The 17390-nt window shown below is 54.9% G+C and carries 16 protein-coding genes; 9 read left to right on the forward strand and 7 right to left on the reverse strand.

Features of this window, described 5'->3' with window-relative positions; all coding sequences use genetic code 11:
* Window positions 1-6: 6 nt before the first annotated feature.
* On the forward strand, window positions 7-528 hold the full coding sequence (locus A3850_RS00860) for a hypothetical protein (RefSeq protein WP_068212980.1): 522 nt from the start codon (window positions 7-9) through the stop codon (window positions 526-528).
* Window positions 529-531: 3 nt separating this feature from the next.
* Entirely contained in the window at window positions 532-846 is a 315-nt protein-coding gene (locus tag A3850_RS00865) for a hypothetical protein (RefSeq protein WP_068212983.1), read from the forward strand.
* A 179-nt stretch (window positions 847-1025) separates the two neighbouring features.
* On the opposite strand, the gene A3850_RS00870 is transcribed toward A3850_RS00865, so the two are convergent.
* From A3850_RS00870 to A3850_RS00880, 3 genes are all read right to left on the reverse strand, one after another.
* Window positions 1026-1391: a DUF1801 domain-containing protein gene (locus A3850_RS00870; protein WP_197493959.1), complete on the reverse strand. Its 366-nt coding sequence runs from the start codon at window positions 1389-1391 to the stop codon at window positions 1026-1028.
* 279 nt (window positions 1392-1670) lie between these two features.
* Complete coding sequence (locus A3850_RS00875) at window positions 1671-3251, reverse strand: AAA family ATPase (protein ID WP_068212988.1); 1581 nt, start codon at window positions 3249-3251, stop codon at window positions 1671-1673.
* 79 nt (window positions 3252-3330) lie between these two features.
* Window positions 3331-3999, reverse strand: a complete 669-nt coding sequence (locus A3850_RS00880) for a hypothetical protein (RefSeq protein ID WP_068212991.1) — start codon at window positions 3997-3999, stop codon at window positions 3331-3333.
* A 224-nt stretch (window positions 4000-4223) separates the two neighbouring features.
* Here A3850_RS00880 and A3850_RS00885 point away from each other — a divergent pair, with 224 nt between their 5' ends.
* Window positions 4224-5975 carry a T9SS type A sorting domain-containing protein gene (locus A3850_RS00885; RefSeq protein ID WP_082921542.1) on the forward strand — a complete coding sequence of 584 codons (1752 nt, stop codon included), beginning with the start codon at window positions 4224-4226 and terminating at the stop codon, window positions 5973-5975.
* A 317-nt stretch (window positions 5976-6292) separates the two neighbouring features.
* Here A3850_RS00885 and rpsU read toward each other — a convergent pair whose 3' ends face one another.
* The 3 genes from rpsU to A3850_RS00900 all read right to left on the reverse strand — a co-directional run bounded on the left by rpsU (window position 6293) and on the right by A3850_RS00900 (window position 8516).
* Window positions 6293-6481, reverse strand: coding sequence for a 30S ribosomal protein S21 (gene rpsU / locus A3850_RS00890; protein ID WP_020569255.1), 189 nt, complete (start codon window positions 6479-6481; stop codon window positions 6293-6295).
* 238 nt (window positions 6482-6719) lie between these two features.
* Complete coding sequence (locus A3850_RS00895) at window positions 6720-7817, reverse strand: cell wall metabolism sensor histidine kinase WalK (protein WP_068212997.1); 1098 nt, start codon at window positions 7815-7817, stop codon at window positions 6720-6722.
* 3 nt (window positions 7818-7820) lie between these two features.
* Window positions 7821-8516: a response regulator transcription factor gene (locus tag A3850_RS00900; RefSeq protein ID WP_068213000.1), complete on the reverse strand. Its 696-nt coding sequence runs from the start codon at window positions 8514-8516 to the stop codon at window positions 7821-7823.
* 106 nt (window positions 8517-8622) lie between these two features.
* Here A3850_RS00900 and A3850_RS00905 point away from each other — a divergent pair, with 106 nt between their 5' ends.
* The 6 genes from A3850_RS00905 to secDF all read left to right on the forward strand — a co-directional run bounded on the left by A3850_RS00905 (window position 8623) and on the right by secDF (window position 16303).
* On the forward strand, window positions 8623-9120 hold the full coding sequence (locus A3850_RS00905; RefSeq protein ID WP_068213003.1) for a histidine phosphatase family protein: 498 nt from the start codon (window positions 8623-8625) through the stop codon (window positions 9118-9120).
* A gap of 151 nt (window positions 9121-9271) precedes the next feature.
* Window positions 9272-9604 carry a DUF4296 domain-containing protein gene (locus A3850_RS00910; RefSeq protein WP_068213006.1) on the forward strand — a complete coding sequence of 111 codons (333 nt, stop codon included), beginning with the start codon at window positions 9272-9274 and terminating at the stop codon, window positions 9602-9604.
* A gap of 81 nt (window positions 9605-9685) precedes the next feature.
* Window positions 9686-11434, forward strand: a complete 1749-nt coding sequence (dnaX, locus tag A3850_RS00915) for a DNA polymerase III subunit gamma/tau (RefSeq protein WP_068213008.1) — start codon at window positions 9686-9688, stop codon at window positions 11432-11434.
* 57 nt (window positions 11435-11491) lie between these two features.
* On the forward strand, window positions 11492-12010 hold the full coding sequence (locus tag A3850_RS00920) for a biopolymer transporter ExbD (RefSeq protein ID WP_068213011.1): 519 nt from the start codon (window positions 11492-11494) through the stop codon (window positions 12008-12010).
* A 118-nt stretch (window positions 12011-12128) separates the two neighbouring features.
* Window positions 12129-12944: a phosphatase PAP2 family protein gene (locus tag A3850_RS00925; protein ID WP_068213014.1), complete on the forward strand. Its 816-nt coding sequence runs from the start codon at window positions 12129-12131 to the stop codon at window positions 12942-12944.
* A 296-nt stretch (window positions 12945-13240) separates the two neighbouring features.
* Window positions 13241-16303: a protein translocase subunit SecDF gene (gene secDF / locus A3850_RS00930; RefSeq protein WP_068213019.1), complete on the forward strand. Its 3063-nt coding sequence runs from the start codon at window positions 13241-13243 to the stop codon at window positions 16301-16303.
* A 160-nt stretch (window positions 16304-16463) separates the two neighbouring features.
* Here the strand turns inward: secDF and A3850_RS00935 are convergent, their stop codons facing one another.
* On the reverse strand, window positions 16464-17378 hold the full coding sequence (locus A3850_RS00935) for a DMT family transporter (RefSeq protein WP_231915265.1): 915 nt from the start codon (window positions 17376-17378) through the stop codon (window positions 16464-16466).
* Window positions 17379-17390: the final 12 nt, after the last annotated feature.

Consider the following 17390-nt stretch of genomic DNA (forward strand, 5'->3'; position numbering starts at 1 on the left):
TACCGTATGGCAACACCCCCCGCCCCCATCCAGGCCGTTTTAGACGACCCGCAGATGCACCTTAAAGGCACCGACGTTTGGCTTCGTCTCCCACTGGGCCGCGCCCTCATAAACGAAGTGCTCGACGCCCGGCCGCCGGATACGCCGGTGAAGGACCTGTACATGGATTCTGATCCGGGTAATTTGATCCACCTTCACTTGGAAGCGGCCGCACCGGTCGTAGGCAGCATCAAACGCCGGCTGACGTTTAAGCCCGGCCCCGCCGTCAAGTTTCCGGACCAACCTTGGTTGCACCTGGAGATCACGGAAGGTTTCAAGTTTATGGATAAGCCCGTCATCCGCCTAATGCAGAGCACCATTGAAAAGAAGTTGCCGAAGGGCATCGAATTCACTTCCAGCCACCTGCGCATCCACGTCCCGGCCATGCTAACCAACGCTGGTTACCAACAGCTCGTCCCCCTCATCCAGCACCTGGAAGTCCGGGGCGGTGACGATCAAATTATTTTCCTCTTCAACCTGAAAGCCTAAACCATGCACCCCGTACAGAAACACTTGATGGAGACCGAATTCAGCGGGCTAGAAGGCACCGCCATCGAAGGCACCATCGCCCTCAGCGACGAGTTGATTAACCTGGGTATTATGGAAGCCCTCGCTAAACTGAAGGCTGCGGGCCAGGAAACGACCGCCAAGGGAACCACCGAAGCCGCTGGCACGCAAGCGGCCGCCCAGGCGGAAGACGCTGAAATAGACCCAAAGATCTTCTTGAAGAAACTCAACGTAGATAAGCTGCACTACCGCACGGAGAATGGCCGGATGTTGGTGGATATCAAGGCTAATTTTGGGTAGGTTCATTGGAACTCCAATCTGGAGCCCCGACCTCCGGTCGGGGTTTTCGACGTCATTGGGAATTCAACAATCTCCAATTTTAGGATTGAGCAATTGCTTCCAACTATCTCGAAAAGCACTACAGCATATTTAGCTCGCTTTCAGCCCTTAACCTACCCCGACCAGAGGTCGGGGCTCCACTACCGCGCCCAAGCCTTCAGTAAAATATCCCGCAAAGCCTCCACGTCAATCTCCTCCGCCGAATTAAAGTAATGGCAGCCGTACCGAGTGCGGTCCGCCATGTCCAGGTAGCCGCCGTGCTCAATGTCGGGGGCGTAGTTAAAACAAATCCCAAGCTCACCCGCGTTATTGGGGTTCTTCTTACTCGGCACCCAGAGGTAGCAGATGTTGCGTTTACCGTTGAAGAAGGGAGAACCCCAGGAGATTTTCTCCTTCACCTCCGGCAGTGTTTCGTGGATGAGTTCCCGCAGGACGAGCGCAATCACCTGCTGGTTTTCGGGCAGGCGCTGGTAGAATTCGTCGAGTACTTGGTCTTGGTCTAACATGAGCATTCTGTTCCCGTCCTCCGGACGAGATTGGTGGCGGTTGTGGAGACTCAAGAAACGAATTTTGGTGGATTGGGCGAATGCTAACTAACTACGAAACGATCAGAATATGATCGTGGCGGACTGCGCAAAAGCCCGACCTAGAGGTCGGGAGCCGGGGATTTCCCCAGGGAGGCCGAAGAAATCCCGACGGGACGTCGGAAACCGCTCTCCTCTTATTCTCCTTTTCCTCCCTTACCCTCTTGTCGAAAACGAATCCCGACGAGACGTCGGGAACCATTACCGATCCGCATACTCAAAATGCAGCTTCTCCAACCGCAAGGCCAGCCCCGCTAGGGCCTCTTCCACCTCCCGCAGATTAGCGCCAACGACCTCGGCGTAAGCCTCCTCCACAAAGAGGTGCTTGCCGATCTCCGTTAATTCTTCGGGGCCATTTTCTTTGATGGCCTGCCGCTGCTGGCTGATGTAGCTGGTGAGTTGTTCGTGTCGTTGGTCCCAAAATTTTTCGAGGACGCGATGGGGTTTCTTCCGGATGACTTCGGTCCGTTCAATCAGGGCTGTCTTCAGGGGGAATACACGATCGGTTCCGTTAAAATTAACTTCGATGGTATTCTCCTTCGGCCCCTTCCGGCCGCGGATCCGGTTTACCAAATTCTTCTCCTCATCGTAGAAGTTGACGCTGCGCATCTCCTGGTTGTCCAGGCTGCGGAACTGGTCGATGCTGACGAGGACGCCGCGGAATTGGCTGAGGTCCTTTTCCAACTGGTAGTAACTTTCGGCGACGGGCAGCAGCTGGTTCTCTTCCACCACGTGTTTGATGCGGGTTTCTTCGTGGACGTCCTTTTCAAATTCCGCCACTTCCCGCTTCAGACTCTGCAGGTTGACGGCGACTGAGTAGCCGTGTTTACGGACAGCCTCGACGATCATCTCCCGGATCACTTCACGTTGTTCCGGTCCGTTCCACAGGCAGTGTTCCATCAGAAAGCAGTCCATCAGATTCGTGCGCTGCCGCTGGTGCAAAAATGCGGACGTACGCAATAACCGGACGATCTTCTTCCAGCGCCGGTCGTAGATCCGGATCTGATTGGGCGCATTATTGGGTTGTTGGTTGTACTGCTCAATCTTGAAGAGTAACAGCTGCAGAGTGTTGAGGACTTCAGCCGGGACCTCTACCGCATCGATTTGCTGAGACCATTCGTCCAGCTCCGCCTCCGTTAGTTTGGTTTCGGTGGGGATGTCGTCCTGGTAGACATCTTTGGTATCCACCACCATCTTGACGAAGTTCTCGTACTGGCGGATCTTCCCCAATTCGAGGCGGACAAGGAAGCGGTCCCAGATCGGCGCCAGGTTGGCACTCTTCGGGGGCAGCTCATTGGATGCCGTGATGATGCCGCGGATCCCCACCTTGACGTCCTCCTCCCCGTTGCGGTAGATCTTTTCGTTGAGGATGGTCAGCAGCGCGTTCTGGATGGCGGGGCCGGCCTTCCAAATCTCGTCGAGAAAAACAATGTTGGCGCCCGGGAGGTAGCGATCGGTAAGGCGTTCGTACTTATCCTCGTCCTTCAGCTTCTTAATAGAAATGGGTCCGAAGACTTCGTCCGGCGTAGAGAACTTCGACATGAGGTACTCAAAACTCACCCCATCCCGAAAGGCGTACTTCAGCCGCCGTGCGATGAGGGATTTCCCTACCCCCGGAGGGCCTAGCAAGAAGATGGATTCACCCGCAACGGCGGTTAGAAGGGCGAGGCCCATCGCTTTATCCCGTTCGTAAAGCCCGGCGGTGAGGCTGGTGAGGAGTTGCTCGGTGCGGGCGCGTACGCCTTGGTTAGTGGCCGTTTCCTGAGGAGGGGTTTCGATCATGGGGGTGAAACGATGGCCTTCGGATTTAGTTTGGTGAAATAAGTAATACGAAGATCCCTCACTCCTTGGTTTGCCGAACTTAGTAGTCCAGATCGTCAACCAGGAAACCCCTGACAACCACGTTGACCGTAGTTTGGCTGGAGAGGCTGCGGTTGCTAAATCGCATCTGCTCTCCACCCCGTAATATCATCACCGGGCTGGAAAGGCTACCAATGATGGGGCGGGTGTCATGGTTCGACATAGCGTAGCGGAGGCGGGTTCCCTGGCGAGGAGATCCATTACTACCGGTGATGGCTGACATATCTACGTCCATGCGCTCCAGACTAGACGTACCGTTATTATCCAGGATATTAACGTGCGTAACGATGAAGTAACGCCCCGTAGGTACGGTAGTGAAGGAGGACGGGTTGCTGCCGCCAGTCCGGGCCCTTCTCAGGATTAAGCTCGAAAAGGATTCACCCACCCGAATGAAATTCGTCTCCCCACTGTAATACTCCGGCTCCGAAGGCGCGCCGCCGCTTTTCTCGAGGGATAGTACTTTCCATTCGGCACCGTCGTAGCCTTCAAACTCACCGCTGAGCACGTTGAAGCGCATCGTCCCGGCGGTAGGCGTGGCACCATCGTTACCGACTTTAATTTTACCGTTGACGTCGAGGGTTTGTTGCGGATTCGAGTTGTTTACGCCTACCTGGGCGGAGAGTACTACGGACACAAAAATTGCCAGGAGGGTGATATAGTATCTGTTCATGGGAATGGCTTTTAGTGCTTTATTTTTAAAAATATCGCTTTGTTACAGCTGCCCCGTTATAAGTATTGTAAGTCATGGCTTACAACACCTTAATGAGAGGTCTTAAGGGTGAAGATCTGGCGATGACTTTTGCGTATCCGTAAGCGACAATGGTTCCGGCGCTTTGTGATGATTACCTTAGTCACCGCTCCGCTGTAGATTGAATCATTCAAATTTCCCGCACCATGGCAACTAAGACATTACTCGCAAACCGCGAAATTCACCGTTTCATGTTGATCGCAGCGCTAATCTATTCGGCGTCGAACGGCTTATTCGCTCAAGACTGTGCCAATGATGGCACCCCGCCAAGCTTCAGTTGCCAAAGAGCAGTGGTTGATCTTGACGTCAACGGCGAGGGTGATATTTTGAGCACAGACGTCTCTGATGACGTAATGGATGACTGTACGCCCATCACCAGTGAGCTAAGCCAAAACCTCTTTGCCTGCGAGGACTTGTCCTTCATTCTGTACAGTAATAACATGGACGAGGACATCTCCGAATGGTCCTCACGTGGAGGTAACTTTGTCAATGCAGAAAGTTCCGGGGACTGGGGAGGCATTTTTGACGAATACTGGTCCTTCCAAGCCGACAGTGTAGACCGCGCGTTGACGATGTACAAATCCAGTGGTGGTGATCAAGTATACTGGGACTTTAACCTGCAAAACACTAGTGGGCAGACCATTACTTCCTTTACGATCACTTATGATTTGGAGGTTCCCTGGGTACGAACTACCGGATCCTTACGCACTGCGCAAGTGGTTTGGCAAGAGCGCATTGCGGGTGGAAATCCAGTAAGCATTCTGGGTAGTACGTCCCCAATACTTAATAACCAATCTACCTCGGTCATTGCAACCAGTTGGTTGACCGATGCACAAATGGATGCAGCTAATCTGAGCGCCCGGAGACTGCGGTTCCTTGTCACTAATCTATCTCTTGCGCCCGGAGACGTTTTTCCCCTGCGGGTAACTTCGATCAATAATAATCCTCGGCGGAACATGAACCACGGTATTGATAACCTGGTCATAACCACCAATCTTGGGACCACCACAATTCTAACTGTTGCGGATGGTAACAACAATAGCGACGACTGTTCAGTGGACGTGGATGTCTTCGATGTTACGGCCCCGCAATTGACTGGCCCCTGCCCCGAGAATCAGACAATAACCGAAGGGGAGGCTTTGGATTACTTAGCCCCTACCTACGTGGATAATTGTACCGACGTGACGGTGGTCCGCCTTTCCAACCCGGATTTTAGTCCTGGTAGTATGCCGGGAGTAACAGGTACACCCTTCCAGCTCGTCTACGTTGCTACTGATGCTGTCGGCAATACTAATACTGATTGCAAGTTTTCCGTCACGGTTAACGAGAATCCTGCATTACCCGTCGCTTTGGCTAATTTTTCCGGTAAAGTCGATAGTAAGGGTGTCACCCTTTTCTGGGAAACGTCCACCGAAAGTGATAATGAGTACTTCACGTTGCTACGCTCGGGTGATGGGCAGACGTTCGCACCGTTAGCTACCGTCCCGGCGGGAAATTACCCGGGGGCGGCACAGGCCTATACTTACCTCGATGAAGAACCTGGCACCGGAACCGTTTTCTACCAGCTGACCCAGACCGATCTCGACGGGCAGCAACGGCAGATCGGCACCATAGTGCAAGTCCAGATAAATTGTTGCCACGGTCGATTGATTGAAGCGGTGTACCCCAACCCGGTGCAGCAAATCCTAAACATTCGGGTTCCTCAGGGTAATTCGCAGTCTACTCGCCCCGAGCTACGGCTACTCGACGCTAGTGGCCAGCAAAAAAACACCAGTATTAGCGTTGAATATAAAGAAGATCATTTCACAATTGACTTAGGTGCATTGCCCGTGGGCCTCTACTTCCTTGAAATTCGCACCGGAGGCCTGCGGGAAGTCGAAAGGATCGTCAAACAGTAAAGCTGGAGCCACGTCAAGGAGTGAGGTAGTGGACTTTGCTACACAGAGTTTAGAAACCCGCAAAGGAGACGAAACAACAGCCATACACGTTCCTCAGACCCTACCCGTATCGGAGGACTGAAAGTGTAATGACTAGTGTGACCTGCCATCACCGAATAAAAAAAGTTTGCTGACGGAGAGTACCGACTCCTAGCCACCCGCCCAAACGCAAGAATGGCTACCAAAAGCAAAACTGCTCAGGGTAGCCATTCTCAAGACTTGTCGATTGCTCCTAACAACCAACGTATGTTTTAAAAGAGTTGGGGCAGGCCGTGGACCTAGCGCTCACCGTACTTATCCAAACGGTAAGCTGCTTTGAGCTTCTCCTTGCGGCGTAGGACGCTTGGCTTGGTGAATTCCCGGCGGTTACGCAGTTCGCGGATGACGCGGGTGTTGATGGATTTGCGCTTGTACCGCTTAAGTGCGCGGTCGATGTTTTCTCCTTCTCGGACGTTGATGATTAGCATGCAGTCAGCATAATTTTAGTGGTTTCTCGGATGAGAATTTAGGAATTGGAGCGCAAAGATAGGGTTTTTTCGGTTGCGGGAAAGGGTTTGGTCTTTTTGAATTGGATTTTTTGCAGAAGCCTTTACTGGGTTTCAGGTCTCTATAGGTATTAAGTAATCCAAATACGGTGCTTTGGTATTTTGGTGCTTTGGATCCAACGCACCAAAATACCAAAGCACCAAATCACCAAATCACCAATCACTCTGCCTTAGCCAACGTAATCCCAAACGTACTCCCCAGCCCCACCGAGCTCCTAACGTTGATCGTCTGGTGGTGCGCCTCAATAATGTGCTTGACAATACTCAGGCCCAGGCCGGACCCACCCTTCTGCCGGCTACGGCTCTTATCCACCCGGTAGAAACGGTCGAACACGTGGGGGACGTGCTTTTCGGGGATACCGATTCCGTTGTCCGCTACTTCACAGAGGATGTAGGTCTCCATGTCGTAAAAGCCAATCTTCGTGTGGCCCTGTTCGTTGCCGTACTTGAGCGAATTATTGACGAGATTGATAATTACCTGGCGGATACTCTCGCGATCGGCCCTTACCATGAATCCTGCGTCAGCGCCCTCTTTGAATCCTAACTGTACGCCCACGTCCTTACTCTTGAGGTCCAACTCCTCCAGTACTTCGGCGGCTAAATCGCGGATGTTGAAGACCTCCATATCGAGGATCAACTCCCCACTCTCCAATCGGGAAATGGCGCTGAGGTCTTCGACGATCGTTTGCAGCCGCTCCACGTTGCGCGCCGCCTTGCGGAGGAATTTGCGAACGAATTTTTGGTTGTCCATCACCGATTCGTCATCCAGGATGGTATGGAGGTAGCCCTGAATGTTGAAAATCGGCGTTTTGAGCTCGTGGCTGATGTCCCCAATGTAGCGGCGGCGGTACTTGGCGAAATCTTCGTACTGGTTCATCTCCCGCTCTTTGACGGCGGCCCATTCCTGGACCTCTTTCTCGACGTCGTCAATGATGGGTTGGTCCAGCACGTTCAGGTCCCGCTTAGCTTCGGCCCCTACTTTTTGGTTGTGGATGGTCTTGTAAATGAGTTTGATCTTGCGGTAGATGTACCGGTCGAGGTAACTCAGGACGATTAGGTAAGAGCAGATAAAGCTGCCCAGTAAATCCAGTGGCAGCACCCACCAAACGAAGTTGGCGCCCATGAACCCCGCCAGCAGTAAGACGACCCCACCATTGGCGGCGGTAATGGCCAGGGCCGCACGGGTAGCAATTTGCCGGGGTGTACTGTTTTTCAATCTGCTATCAGCATTACGATCGGTGAAGGGGAAACGTGCCATTCCTTAAAAGACAAATTTGTAGCCAATGCCCTTGATGGTCTTAATGTAGTGCTCCCCTAACTTTTCCCGCAGTTTACGGATGTGCACGTCGATGGTTCGGTTACCCACGATGACGTCCGTGCCCCAAACGCGGTTGAAGATCTCATCGCGGCTAAAGACCTTTCCCGGCTTTGACGCCAACAGCGTGAGTAGGTCAAATTCCTTTTTGGCCAGCTCAATGGTTTCCTTGCCCCGACGGACAACGACTTGCTCGAGGTCGATCACCAAATCGCCGATACTGATACTGGTCACCTCTTCCTGACTCTCGGAACGTTCGTTGCGGCGGAGTAATGCCTTGATGCGACTCAAGAGTACGCGGGGGCGGATGGGTTTGGTGATGTAGTCATCCCCCCCATTATCGAGGGCAGCGATTTGGGAATAATCCTCCTCCCGGGCCGTTAGAAAAGTAATGATGGTGTTCTTGAACTTAGGTTTCGCCCGGAGCTGGCGGCAGACCTCTACCCCATCCATGATCGGCATCATGATGTCCAGCACGATGAGGTCCGGCTCCACGGCTTCGGCTCTTTTGAGCCCTTCTTCTCCGTTGGAGGCGGTAAAGACTTCGTAGCCCTCGCGGGTAAGATTGTACTCCAGGATTTCGAGGATGTCGGGCTCGTCGTCCACTAAAAGGATCTTACCGGAAGTAGGGGTACTGCTCATCTTGCGTTAATTTTCGGAAAACACTAATCGCATAGTCCAACACAAATCTAGCCGATATCGTTTCCCTCGGGGTTAACTCACCGTTAAGCCTCCATTCCCGTTAGCTATGAAAACACTCTACTTCGTCCGCCACGCCAAGTCCAGTTGGAAAGACTTCAACCTGCGGGACCACGACCGGCCCCTCAATTCCCGGGGCAAGCGCGACGCGCCGAAAATGGCCGCACGCCTCGTCGCCCTGGCGGGAGCACCGGATGGCTTACTCACCTCCACCGCAAAACGCGCCAAAACCACCGCCCGCAGTTTCCGCGAAGCTGCCGGGCTAAGCAAGGACGCCGTCTTGGAGCGGGAAGAACTTTACCACGCCGCGCCCCGCGAAATCGAAGCGGTCATCAAGGAACTTCCCGCGGATTGGGATACCGTTTTCGTCTTCGGCCACAACCCGGGTTATACGGACTTAGCCAATCGGTTGATCAATAATGGGTACATCGACAACGTCCCCACCTGCGGCATCGTCGAAGCCACCAGCGACGTTGCAAAGTGGAGAGATTTCAAACTGAGCGAGGCACGCCGGGGCCGGTTTTTGTATCCGAAGGATGGGGGGTGAGTGTGCTGCCCATTTCATGGTCTCTACTTGATAAGGACTCCTCCTGCACTCCAGTTTCCTTAATAGTACTTTGGTGCTTTGGTATTTTGGATCAAAAGCACCAAAGCACCAAAATACCAAAGCACCACACCCTTTCACCGTAAAATAGCCCATGCTCAAACCACTCCTCCTTACCCTCCCCCCCCTACTGTTCCTCGCAACCGCCTGCACCACCGACACCCCCGGCCCCATCCCCGTCGACGCTGACCGACTCGTACCCATGCTCGCCGAGATGCACCTGGCCGAGTCCCTGGTTACGGAGGTCCCCGTGGTATTGCGGGATTCGATGCGGGAGGTATTTTACGACGGCGTCCTTTCGGAGCACGGCAGCACGCAGGAGGAATTCGATAGTTTGATGTGGATTGTCCGCCAGGAGCCGGCGTGGGTGGATAGCCTCTACGTCCGCGCCGGGGCCTATCTGGCCGAGCGTTCAACGCAGCAGTAACTAGGGGTAGACAATAAATCTTAAGCTCCCCACCAGTTGTTGTTCGGTTAACGTATCCAGGGTCCTTATCTTCGCCGTCCTATGTCAAAATTCGTCGTCTCCGCCCGCAAGTATCGCCCCGTCAAGTTCGATGAGGTCGTTGGCCAGCAGCACGTGTCCCAAACACTGAAGAATGCGCTGCAGACGGACCACCTCGCGCACGCCTTCCTCTTCTGTGGGCCACGGGGAGTGGGTAAGACAACGAGCGCACGAATACTGGCCAAAGTCCTGAACTGTCAGAACCGTACGGAAGACTACGAACCTTGCAATGAGTGTTCCAGTTGCGTATCGTTCAACAATAATGCATCCCTGAATATCACGGAGTTAGATGCAGCGAGCAACAACTCCGTTGATCACATCCGTGCCCTCACCGAGCAGGTTCGGTTTCAGCCGCAGGAGGGGGAATATAAGGTGTTCATCATTGATGAGGTCCACATGCTCAGCCAGGCGGCCTTCAACGCTTTTCTAAAGACACTGGAGGAGCCGCCGCCCTACGCCATCTTCATTTTGGCCACGACGGAGAAGCACAAGATCATCCCCACCATCCTCTCCCGGTGCCAGGTCTTCGACTTCAAACGCATCCAGCCGAAGGACATCATTACCCACCTGCAGGACATCTGCCAGCAGGAAGGGATTGCCGCCGAGGATGACGCCCTGCACATCATCGCTCAGAAGGCGGATGGCGCCCTGCGGGATGCGCTTTCCATCTTCGACCGCATCGTTTCCTTCAGCGGTAAATCAATCACCTACGAGGCCGTCATTGAGAACCTCAATGTGCTCGATTACGACTACTTCTTCCGCGCCATCGACTACGTGCTGACGGAAGACCGTTCGGGAATGCTCCTGCTCTTTGACGAAGTGTTGCGTAAGGGTTTCGATGAAGACCTCTTCCTCAACGGTCTGGCCGCTCACGTCCGCGACCTACTCGTTTGTAAGGAGCCCAAGACGCTCAAACTGCTCGAGGTTGGGCAGCGTTTGCGCGATCGGTACCAGCAGCAGGCTACTATCAGCCCCGCTAACCTCTTGCTCACCGTTTTGCAGATCTGTAACGAATGTGATCTGGAGTTCCGCATGGCCCGCAACAAGCGGCTCCACGTGGAGATGAGCCTCCTCAAAATGACGGCGGTCCGGCGGGCTTACCGGAGTGTCGGTAGCCCGGAGGTATCCCTTCCCCCACCCAACCCGGCACCTGCGGCAGCGCCCGTATCCTCCGCACCAAGCGAGGAAAAAAAAAGCCCTGAAGCCACCCGTACCGTAGCCGCAACCGGCGTGCCCGGCGGTGAATCCGTGGCCGATACCAGCGACCCAACGCTGGACGCCCCTACCCCACCTTTGGCGCCGACCGCCTTTAAAACGGTGGATCTCGCGGCAATGATGGCGGCTACCAAACAAGAGTTGGAAACCGTGGACGAGCGCGAGTATCCGGCTCTTAATCCAGAAAATCTGGAGGCAGCGCTGCAGCAATTTCGCAAGGATAACGCCGGCTCCACCTTCGTACTCATGCTCGGCCAAACCGTTTCGGAACTCGGGGAGAACGAGGTAATTTTCAAGGCCGGCTCCCAGCGCGTCATGGCCACCCTGCGCGGAAATACCAGCCTGATCAAATTCCTGCGCGACCACTTCGGGCAGCCGACCCTGGCCATGAAACTGGCCGTGGATGAGACCATGAAGCCGGAGACCACCCAGGTAAAAAAGCGCCTTACCGCCCGCGATAAATTCCTGGCCATGCGCCAGAAAAACCCCGAGATCGACGACCTCCGCAAGCTCTTTGATCTTCGCCCCGAAGAGTAGCCCCGCCCACCAAAATCGAGGCTTACGGCATCTGCCCGGCAAGCAACACCAATCATCATGTCCAACAAAAAGACGCGTCGGGAGACCCCCGCCGTGAACGCCGGCTCCATGGCCGATATCGCCTTTCTGCTCCTCATTTTCTTCCTCGTCACTACCACCATCGCCGAAGAAAAGGGCGTCCTCGTAAAATTGCCAGAGTGGTCCACTGATGAGATCACCGAGCCGTATCCGGAGGAAAAAGTAATGACCGTGCTCATCAACAAAGACAATGAGCTCCAAATTGAGGACGAGTTAGTGGCGCTGCCGCAGGTGCGGGGTTTGTTGGTCGACCACCTCCGCAAACCGGGGGCCCAACCGGGCGAACGCATCGTATCCCTCCGCCACGACCGGGGGACGGCCTACGCCAAGTATCTCGCCGTATACGATGAACTGAAAGCCGGCTACCACGAACTGTGGGACGAGCTATCGCTGAAAAGATATGGGGTCCGCTACGACCTGCTGGACAAAGCTCAGCAAACGGACATCCGCCAGGCCATCCCAATGGTCATCAGCGAAGCGGAGCCAACGGAGGTGTAAGGAAGGCGACCGGACGGCGGATTAGTCGGACATCCCCTCAGCCTCGGATAATGTGTACTTTGGCTAGCCGTTTCCTTTTGGTTTACAGTAAGTTTGAATCCACCAATCCTCCTTCCCATTGCGCTACCTATCCCTGTGCTTACTTGTTAGCCTACTGCTAAGCGGAGCCAGTGCCTTTGCGCAGTCAGTAGCGGATACAACGGTTTCCCCCTACCACCTTTCCTTAAAGCGGGAGGCGATCTACCTCGGCCTGGGGACGTTGATGACCGGCGGCGCTATTGTCTTTCAGGAGCGGGTACCCGAAACGCTCCTGGGCCAACTCCAAATCCAGGATTTCGGGGAGAACAACTTTCTTGACCGCTCCCTCGGCGGCCTGGAAGAACGGACGCCGGCCCGCAAACTCAGTGATAAGTTCCTGAACTTCAACGCCGGCCTGCCCCTGGCGCTCGCCCTGGGTAAACGGACGCGCAAGGACCTCCCTAAAATTGCTCTTCTCTACACCGAAACAATGGCCCTGACGGGTGGGATCACCGGCCTGACTAAGGTCACCTTCCTCCGCGCCCGACCCTACGTACTGAACGACAATTGGGACCCGCAACGCGAATTGAAGTCCGGAGACCGGGCGAGTTTAATCTCCGGCCATACGTCCCTTTCCGCCGCAGGAACCTTCTTCTTCGCCCGCGTCTTTGCGGATTACTACCCTGACAGCAAATTGAAACCCTACGTCTGGGTACTGGCGGCGGGCTTACCGGCGGCAACGGGTTACCTGCGGATCCGTGCGGCGAAGCATTACCCAACGGACGTTCTGGCGGGCTACGCCGTTGGGGCTACGGTTGGTTATCTGGTGCCCGCGCTGCACAAAAAGGCCATCTTGCCGCGCGGGCTACGGGTGAGCGGTGGCGCTACCGGTGTGTACCTGAACTACCGATTCTAGGGCGCAAACCTTAATAGGAGGCTCTACCCCACGGCCAACGGCCGACAAACTAGCGTCAGCGTAAATCTTTGCTGGACAAAGGGTAGATAACAAGCGACAAACTAATTCTTATATTTGCAGCCGCTTAGCGGAATTGGGACTGGGAGGCCCCGATGACGTTAGCGCCGGAAATTCCTACAAAGCTCCTTCGGGGGCTTTGTTCGTGTAGGCCGGCAACTTTTCACCCTTTTTCTAATGCGAGGGTCCCGCCAATAAATTTCGTACGGCGGGTCCGCGCGAACTTAAATTTTTTCACTATGCAAGGCAAGGGAATTATCAAATTCTTCCTTGTGGTTATGCTTCTGGTGACCATCTTCCAGTATTTCTTCTACATCCCGACCAACTCGGTTGAAAACGATGCAGCAGATTACGCCGAAGAGACATCCGGAGAAACCGATGGCAAGGAGTTCCGTGACGCACGGGCCTTATACCTGGACAGTATTTCTGACCAGGAGGTATTCAAAATACCTTTACTCAAATCCTACACTTATAACGACCTCAAGGCCCAGCAGCTGGCCCTCGGTCTCGACCTCAAGGGCGGTATGTCCGTCGTTCTCCAGGTCGACCTTCGGGAGTTCATTCGAAAGATGGCCCGAAACTCAAAGGACCCCGCCTTAGAAAAAGCAATAGAAGAAGCCTCCCAAGCTCAGAAAGCTACCCAAGACGATTACATCTCCCTCTTCGCAGACGCGTGGGAAGCCAACAAAGGAAGCAAGCGCCTCGCGCCTTTCTTTAGCCGCAACGACGCCCTGGCCGGTGAGATCGATCAGAACACCTCTGACGCCGAAGTCATCCGCATCCTGCGGGAGAAGGCAACGGAAACGGTGGGCCTCACGTACAACCTCGTGAGCCGCCGGATCGACCAACTCGGTGTAGTCCAGCCAAACATCAACCTCGACGCCGAGCGTGACCTCATCCTGGTCGAACTACCCGGTGTGGAGAACTCCAAGCGTGCCCGTTCGATTCTGACGACGGCCGCTAACCTGGAATTCTTCGACGTACTGCCCATCGACAACGCAAGCATTCAGGCACTGATTGCCGCCGACCAGGCGCTCGATCGCCGCGCCAAGATCGCTGCCGGCCGCGACAGCAACTACGTTGAGGAAGTAACCTACCGCCTCGATACTTTCTACAAGTCTGATGACCTGGGTAACCTGACCGATGAGATTGACCGCGTTGATTCCATCGAAACGACGAACCAGACCGCCGGCCCGATCTTCTCGATCTTTAGCCCCAACAATGGTAACCTCGGCCCCGCCGTGCTTGGTATCGCCACCAAATCCAACCTGGAAAAGGTGAACGAGATGCTGGCGGACCCCGAAGTAGCCCGTCTCTTCCCCCGCAACGCTACCTTCCGCTGGGAAGCCAACGCGCTGCCCGGCCAGGACGGACAACCTTCTGACCTCTACGCGCTCTACCAGTTGAACATGCCCCGTAGCGGTGAAGCTCCCCTTTCCGGCGAGTACGTAACTGACGCGGACGCTGGCCCTCAGCCCGACGGACAGATCGCCGTAAACCTCGGCATGAACTCCGAAGGTGCCGCTATCTGGGCGCGCATGACGACCGAAGCCTCCAACGCTGGCAACCGTCAGGTGGCCATCGTACTGGATGATCGGATCGTATCCGCTCCCCGCGTTAATGGCCCCATCACCGGTGGTAATACGGCCATTACTGGTGGATTCAACGTAGAGGAAGCGCGTGACCTCGCGAACATCCTGCAGGTAGGTCGCCTACCCGCTCGTCTGGACGTCGTTCAGGAAAGCATCATTGGCCCAAGCCTGGGTGCAGAGAACATCCGTAGCTCCATGATTGCCCTGATCGCTGGTTTCATTTTGGTTCTGCTCTTCATGCTGCTTTACTATGGTGGCGCGGGTGTGGTTTCCATCATTTCCCTGCTCCTGAACCTCGTGTTCATCTTCGGTATCCTGGCCAGCTTCGGTACGGTACTTACCCTTCCCGGTATCGCCGGTATCCTCCTGACGATCGGTATGGCCGTTGACGCCAACGTGATCATCTACGAGCGGATCCGCGAAGAACTCCGGATCGGTAAGACACTGAAGAACGCCATCGACGATGGTTACAGCAACTCTTATTCCGCCATTGTGGATGCTAACGTTACGACGCTGCTTGTAGCCGGTACGCTCTACTTCTTCGGCGTAGGCCCGATCAAAGGTTTCGCCGTCGTTCTCGGTATTGGTGTACTGTCTTCGCTCTTCACGGCCGTATTGGTCAACCGCCTCATCATCGAATGGTGGGTCGAGAAGTACGGCAACATCTCTTTCTGGACGGGCTTCAGCAAGAACCTCTTCGCCAACGTCAACGTGGACTGGATGGGCAAGCGGAAGATCGCTTACGCACTCTCTGCTTTCCTCGTACTCGGTTCTATCGCTGCCATCGTAACCCGTGGTTTTGACCTCAGTGTTGACTTCCAGGGTGGTTACAGCTACATCGTCGCCGTGGATGGCGCCGTGGATGGCCAAACGCTACGCGAGTCCCTGACCGCACCGTTCGACGGAAACGCCCCAACGGTTAAGGCCGTGGATGGTGACAATACCTTCAACGTTGTAACGAAATACCTCGTCAACGAGACGGACCTCGTCAACGGTGAGGAGCCACAGGAAGTCGTTCTCGCCGCTCTCTACGAGGGTGTAAAGGACGCTACGGGCAATTCCGCCCTTACCCTGGAGGACTTCTCCAGCACGGAATCCGCCGGCACGCGCATCACGAGCGTTAGCAAGGTTGGCCCGACGATTGCCGACGACATCAAGAGCTCAGCCTACTGGGCGGGTGGTATCGGTCTGCTGTTCATCGGTCTTTACCTACTGGCACGGTTTAGCAAGATCCGTTACTCTATCGGTGCCGTTGTGGCCCTGTTCCATGACTCCATCATCGTGATGGGTGTCTTCGCCCTCTCCTGGGGCCGCCTTGGCTTCAACATGGAAGTCGACCAGGCCTTCATTGCGGCCATACTGACGGTTATCGGTTACTCGATCAACGATACGGTGATTGTGTTTGACCGGATTCGTGAGTTCCTAAATACCTACGTAAGCCAGGATAAGACGACGGTCATCAATAACGCCATCAACAGTACGGTATCCCGTACGGTGATCACCTCGCTGACGACGGCGCTGGTAGTCCTGGTACTCCTCCTCTTCGGTGGTGCGAGCATCAAGGGTTTTGCCTTCGCCCTGTTGGTGGGTATCATCATCGGTACCTACTCCTCCATCTTCGTCGCTACCCCGATCGTTCACGATCTCACCAGCGATAGCGAAGCCCGCGAAACCGTTGTGGTTAGCGAGCCCGCTACGACGACGGTGTAAGCAATTCCTCCCAATTGCTGACGGCAACGTCACCAACGCCCCCTCGGTCTTCGGACGGAGGGGGCGTTTTTCATTGTCGAGTTGCGAGTTGCGAGTATCAAGTTGTGAGCGTCGCCACTCGAAACTTGCAACTCGAAACTTGCAACTCGAAACTTGCAACTCACTCCGCACCTGCGTCAGCGCCCAACTGTTTGCGTACGGACAGCGCTTCTACGGCAACGGCGGAAAGAATTAATGCGCCCCCACCGATGGCGGATGCGTTGGGATATTCACCGAAGAAGAGCACCCCCAACAGAATGCCGTACACCGGCTGTACGCAACTGAGGAGACTGACCGTGCTGACACTGAAGAAGCGGAAACAAGCCAGGAAGAGGGTGTGGCCAACGGCGGTCGTCAACAGACCGAGGCCGATGAGGAAGGGGATGGATTCGGTAGTAGGCACAGCATCGAAATAAAACCACACCGGGGCAACGAGTACGGTGGCGATGACGGTTTGGTAGGCCATCACGACGGTGCCCTGCAGCTTAGCGATCTCGGTCTTGACGAGCAGATTGCGGAAGGAGTAGATGAAGGCAGAGAGCATCCCGAGAGCGAGGCCGACGGTGGCGCCATCCGCAAAGCTAAAACTGGGCGCCAGCAGATATACCCCACCAATCACCAGGGCGGCTAATAATAGGTGACGGGGCACGAAGGGCTTCTTCAATACGATTGGTTCCAGCAAAGTTGTCATAGCCGGATAGGTAAAGATGGCCAGCATCCCGATGGCTACGCTGGATAGTTTGAGCGCATAGAAATAGGTTACCCAGTGGGCTGTCATCAGCACGCCGGAGAGCACGACCACCCCGAATTGCCGCCGGTCCTCCATCCGGAAAGAATACCCTTTGTACAGGCAGAAGGCGATCAACAGCGCACCGCCAATAGCTGCCCGCCACCACACCGCAACGATGGCCTCCAGGGGAACGAAACGACCAAACACACCGCTCGTGCCGATGAACATCATCGCAATGAGGATCTGGAGGAATGGATTGACGCGGGGTTGGTCCGACGGGTTGATAGGCTGAATATTTTGCCGCAAAAGTACGCAGTT

This window comes from Lewinella sp. 4G2 (assembly GCF_001625015.1).
In the GTDB taxonomy this organism is placed as follows: Bacteria; Bacteroidota; Bacteroidia; order Chitinophagales; family Saprospiraceae; genus Neolewinella.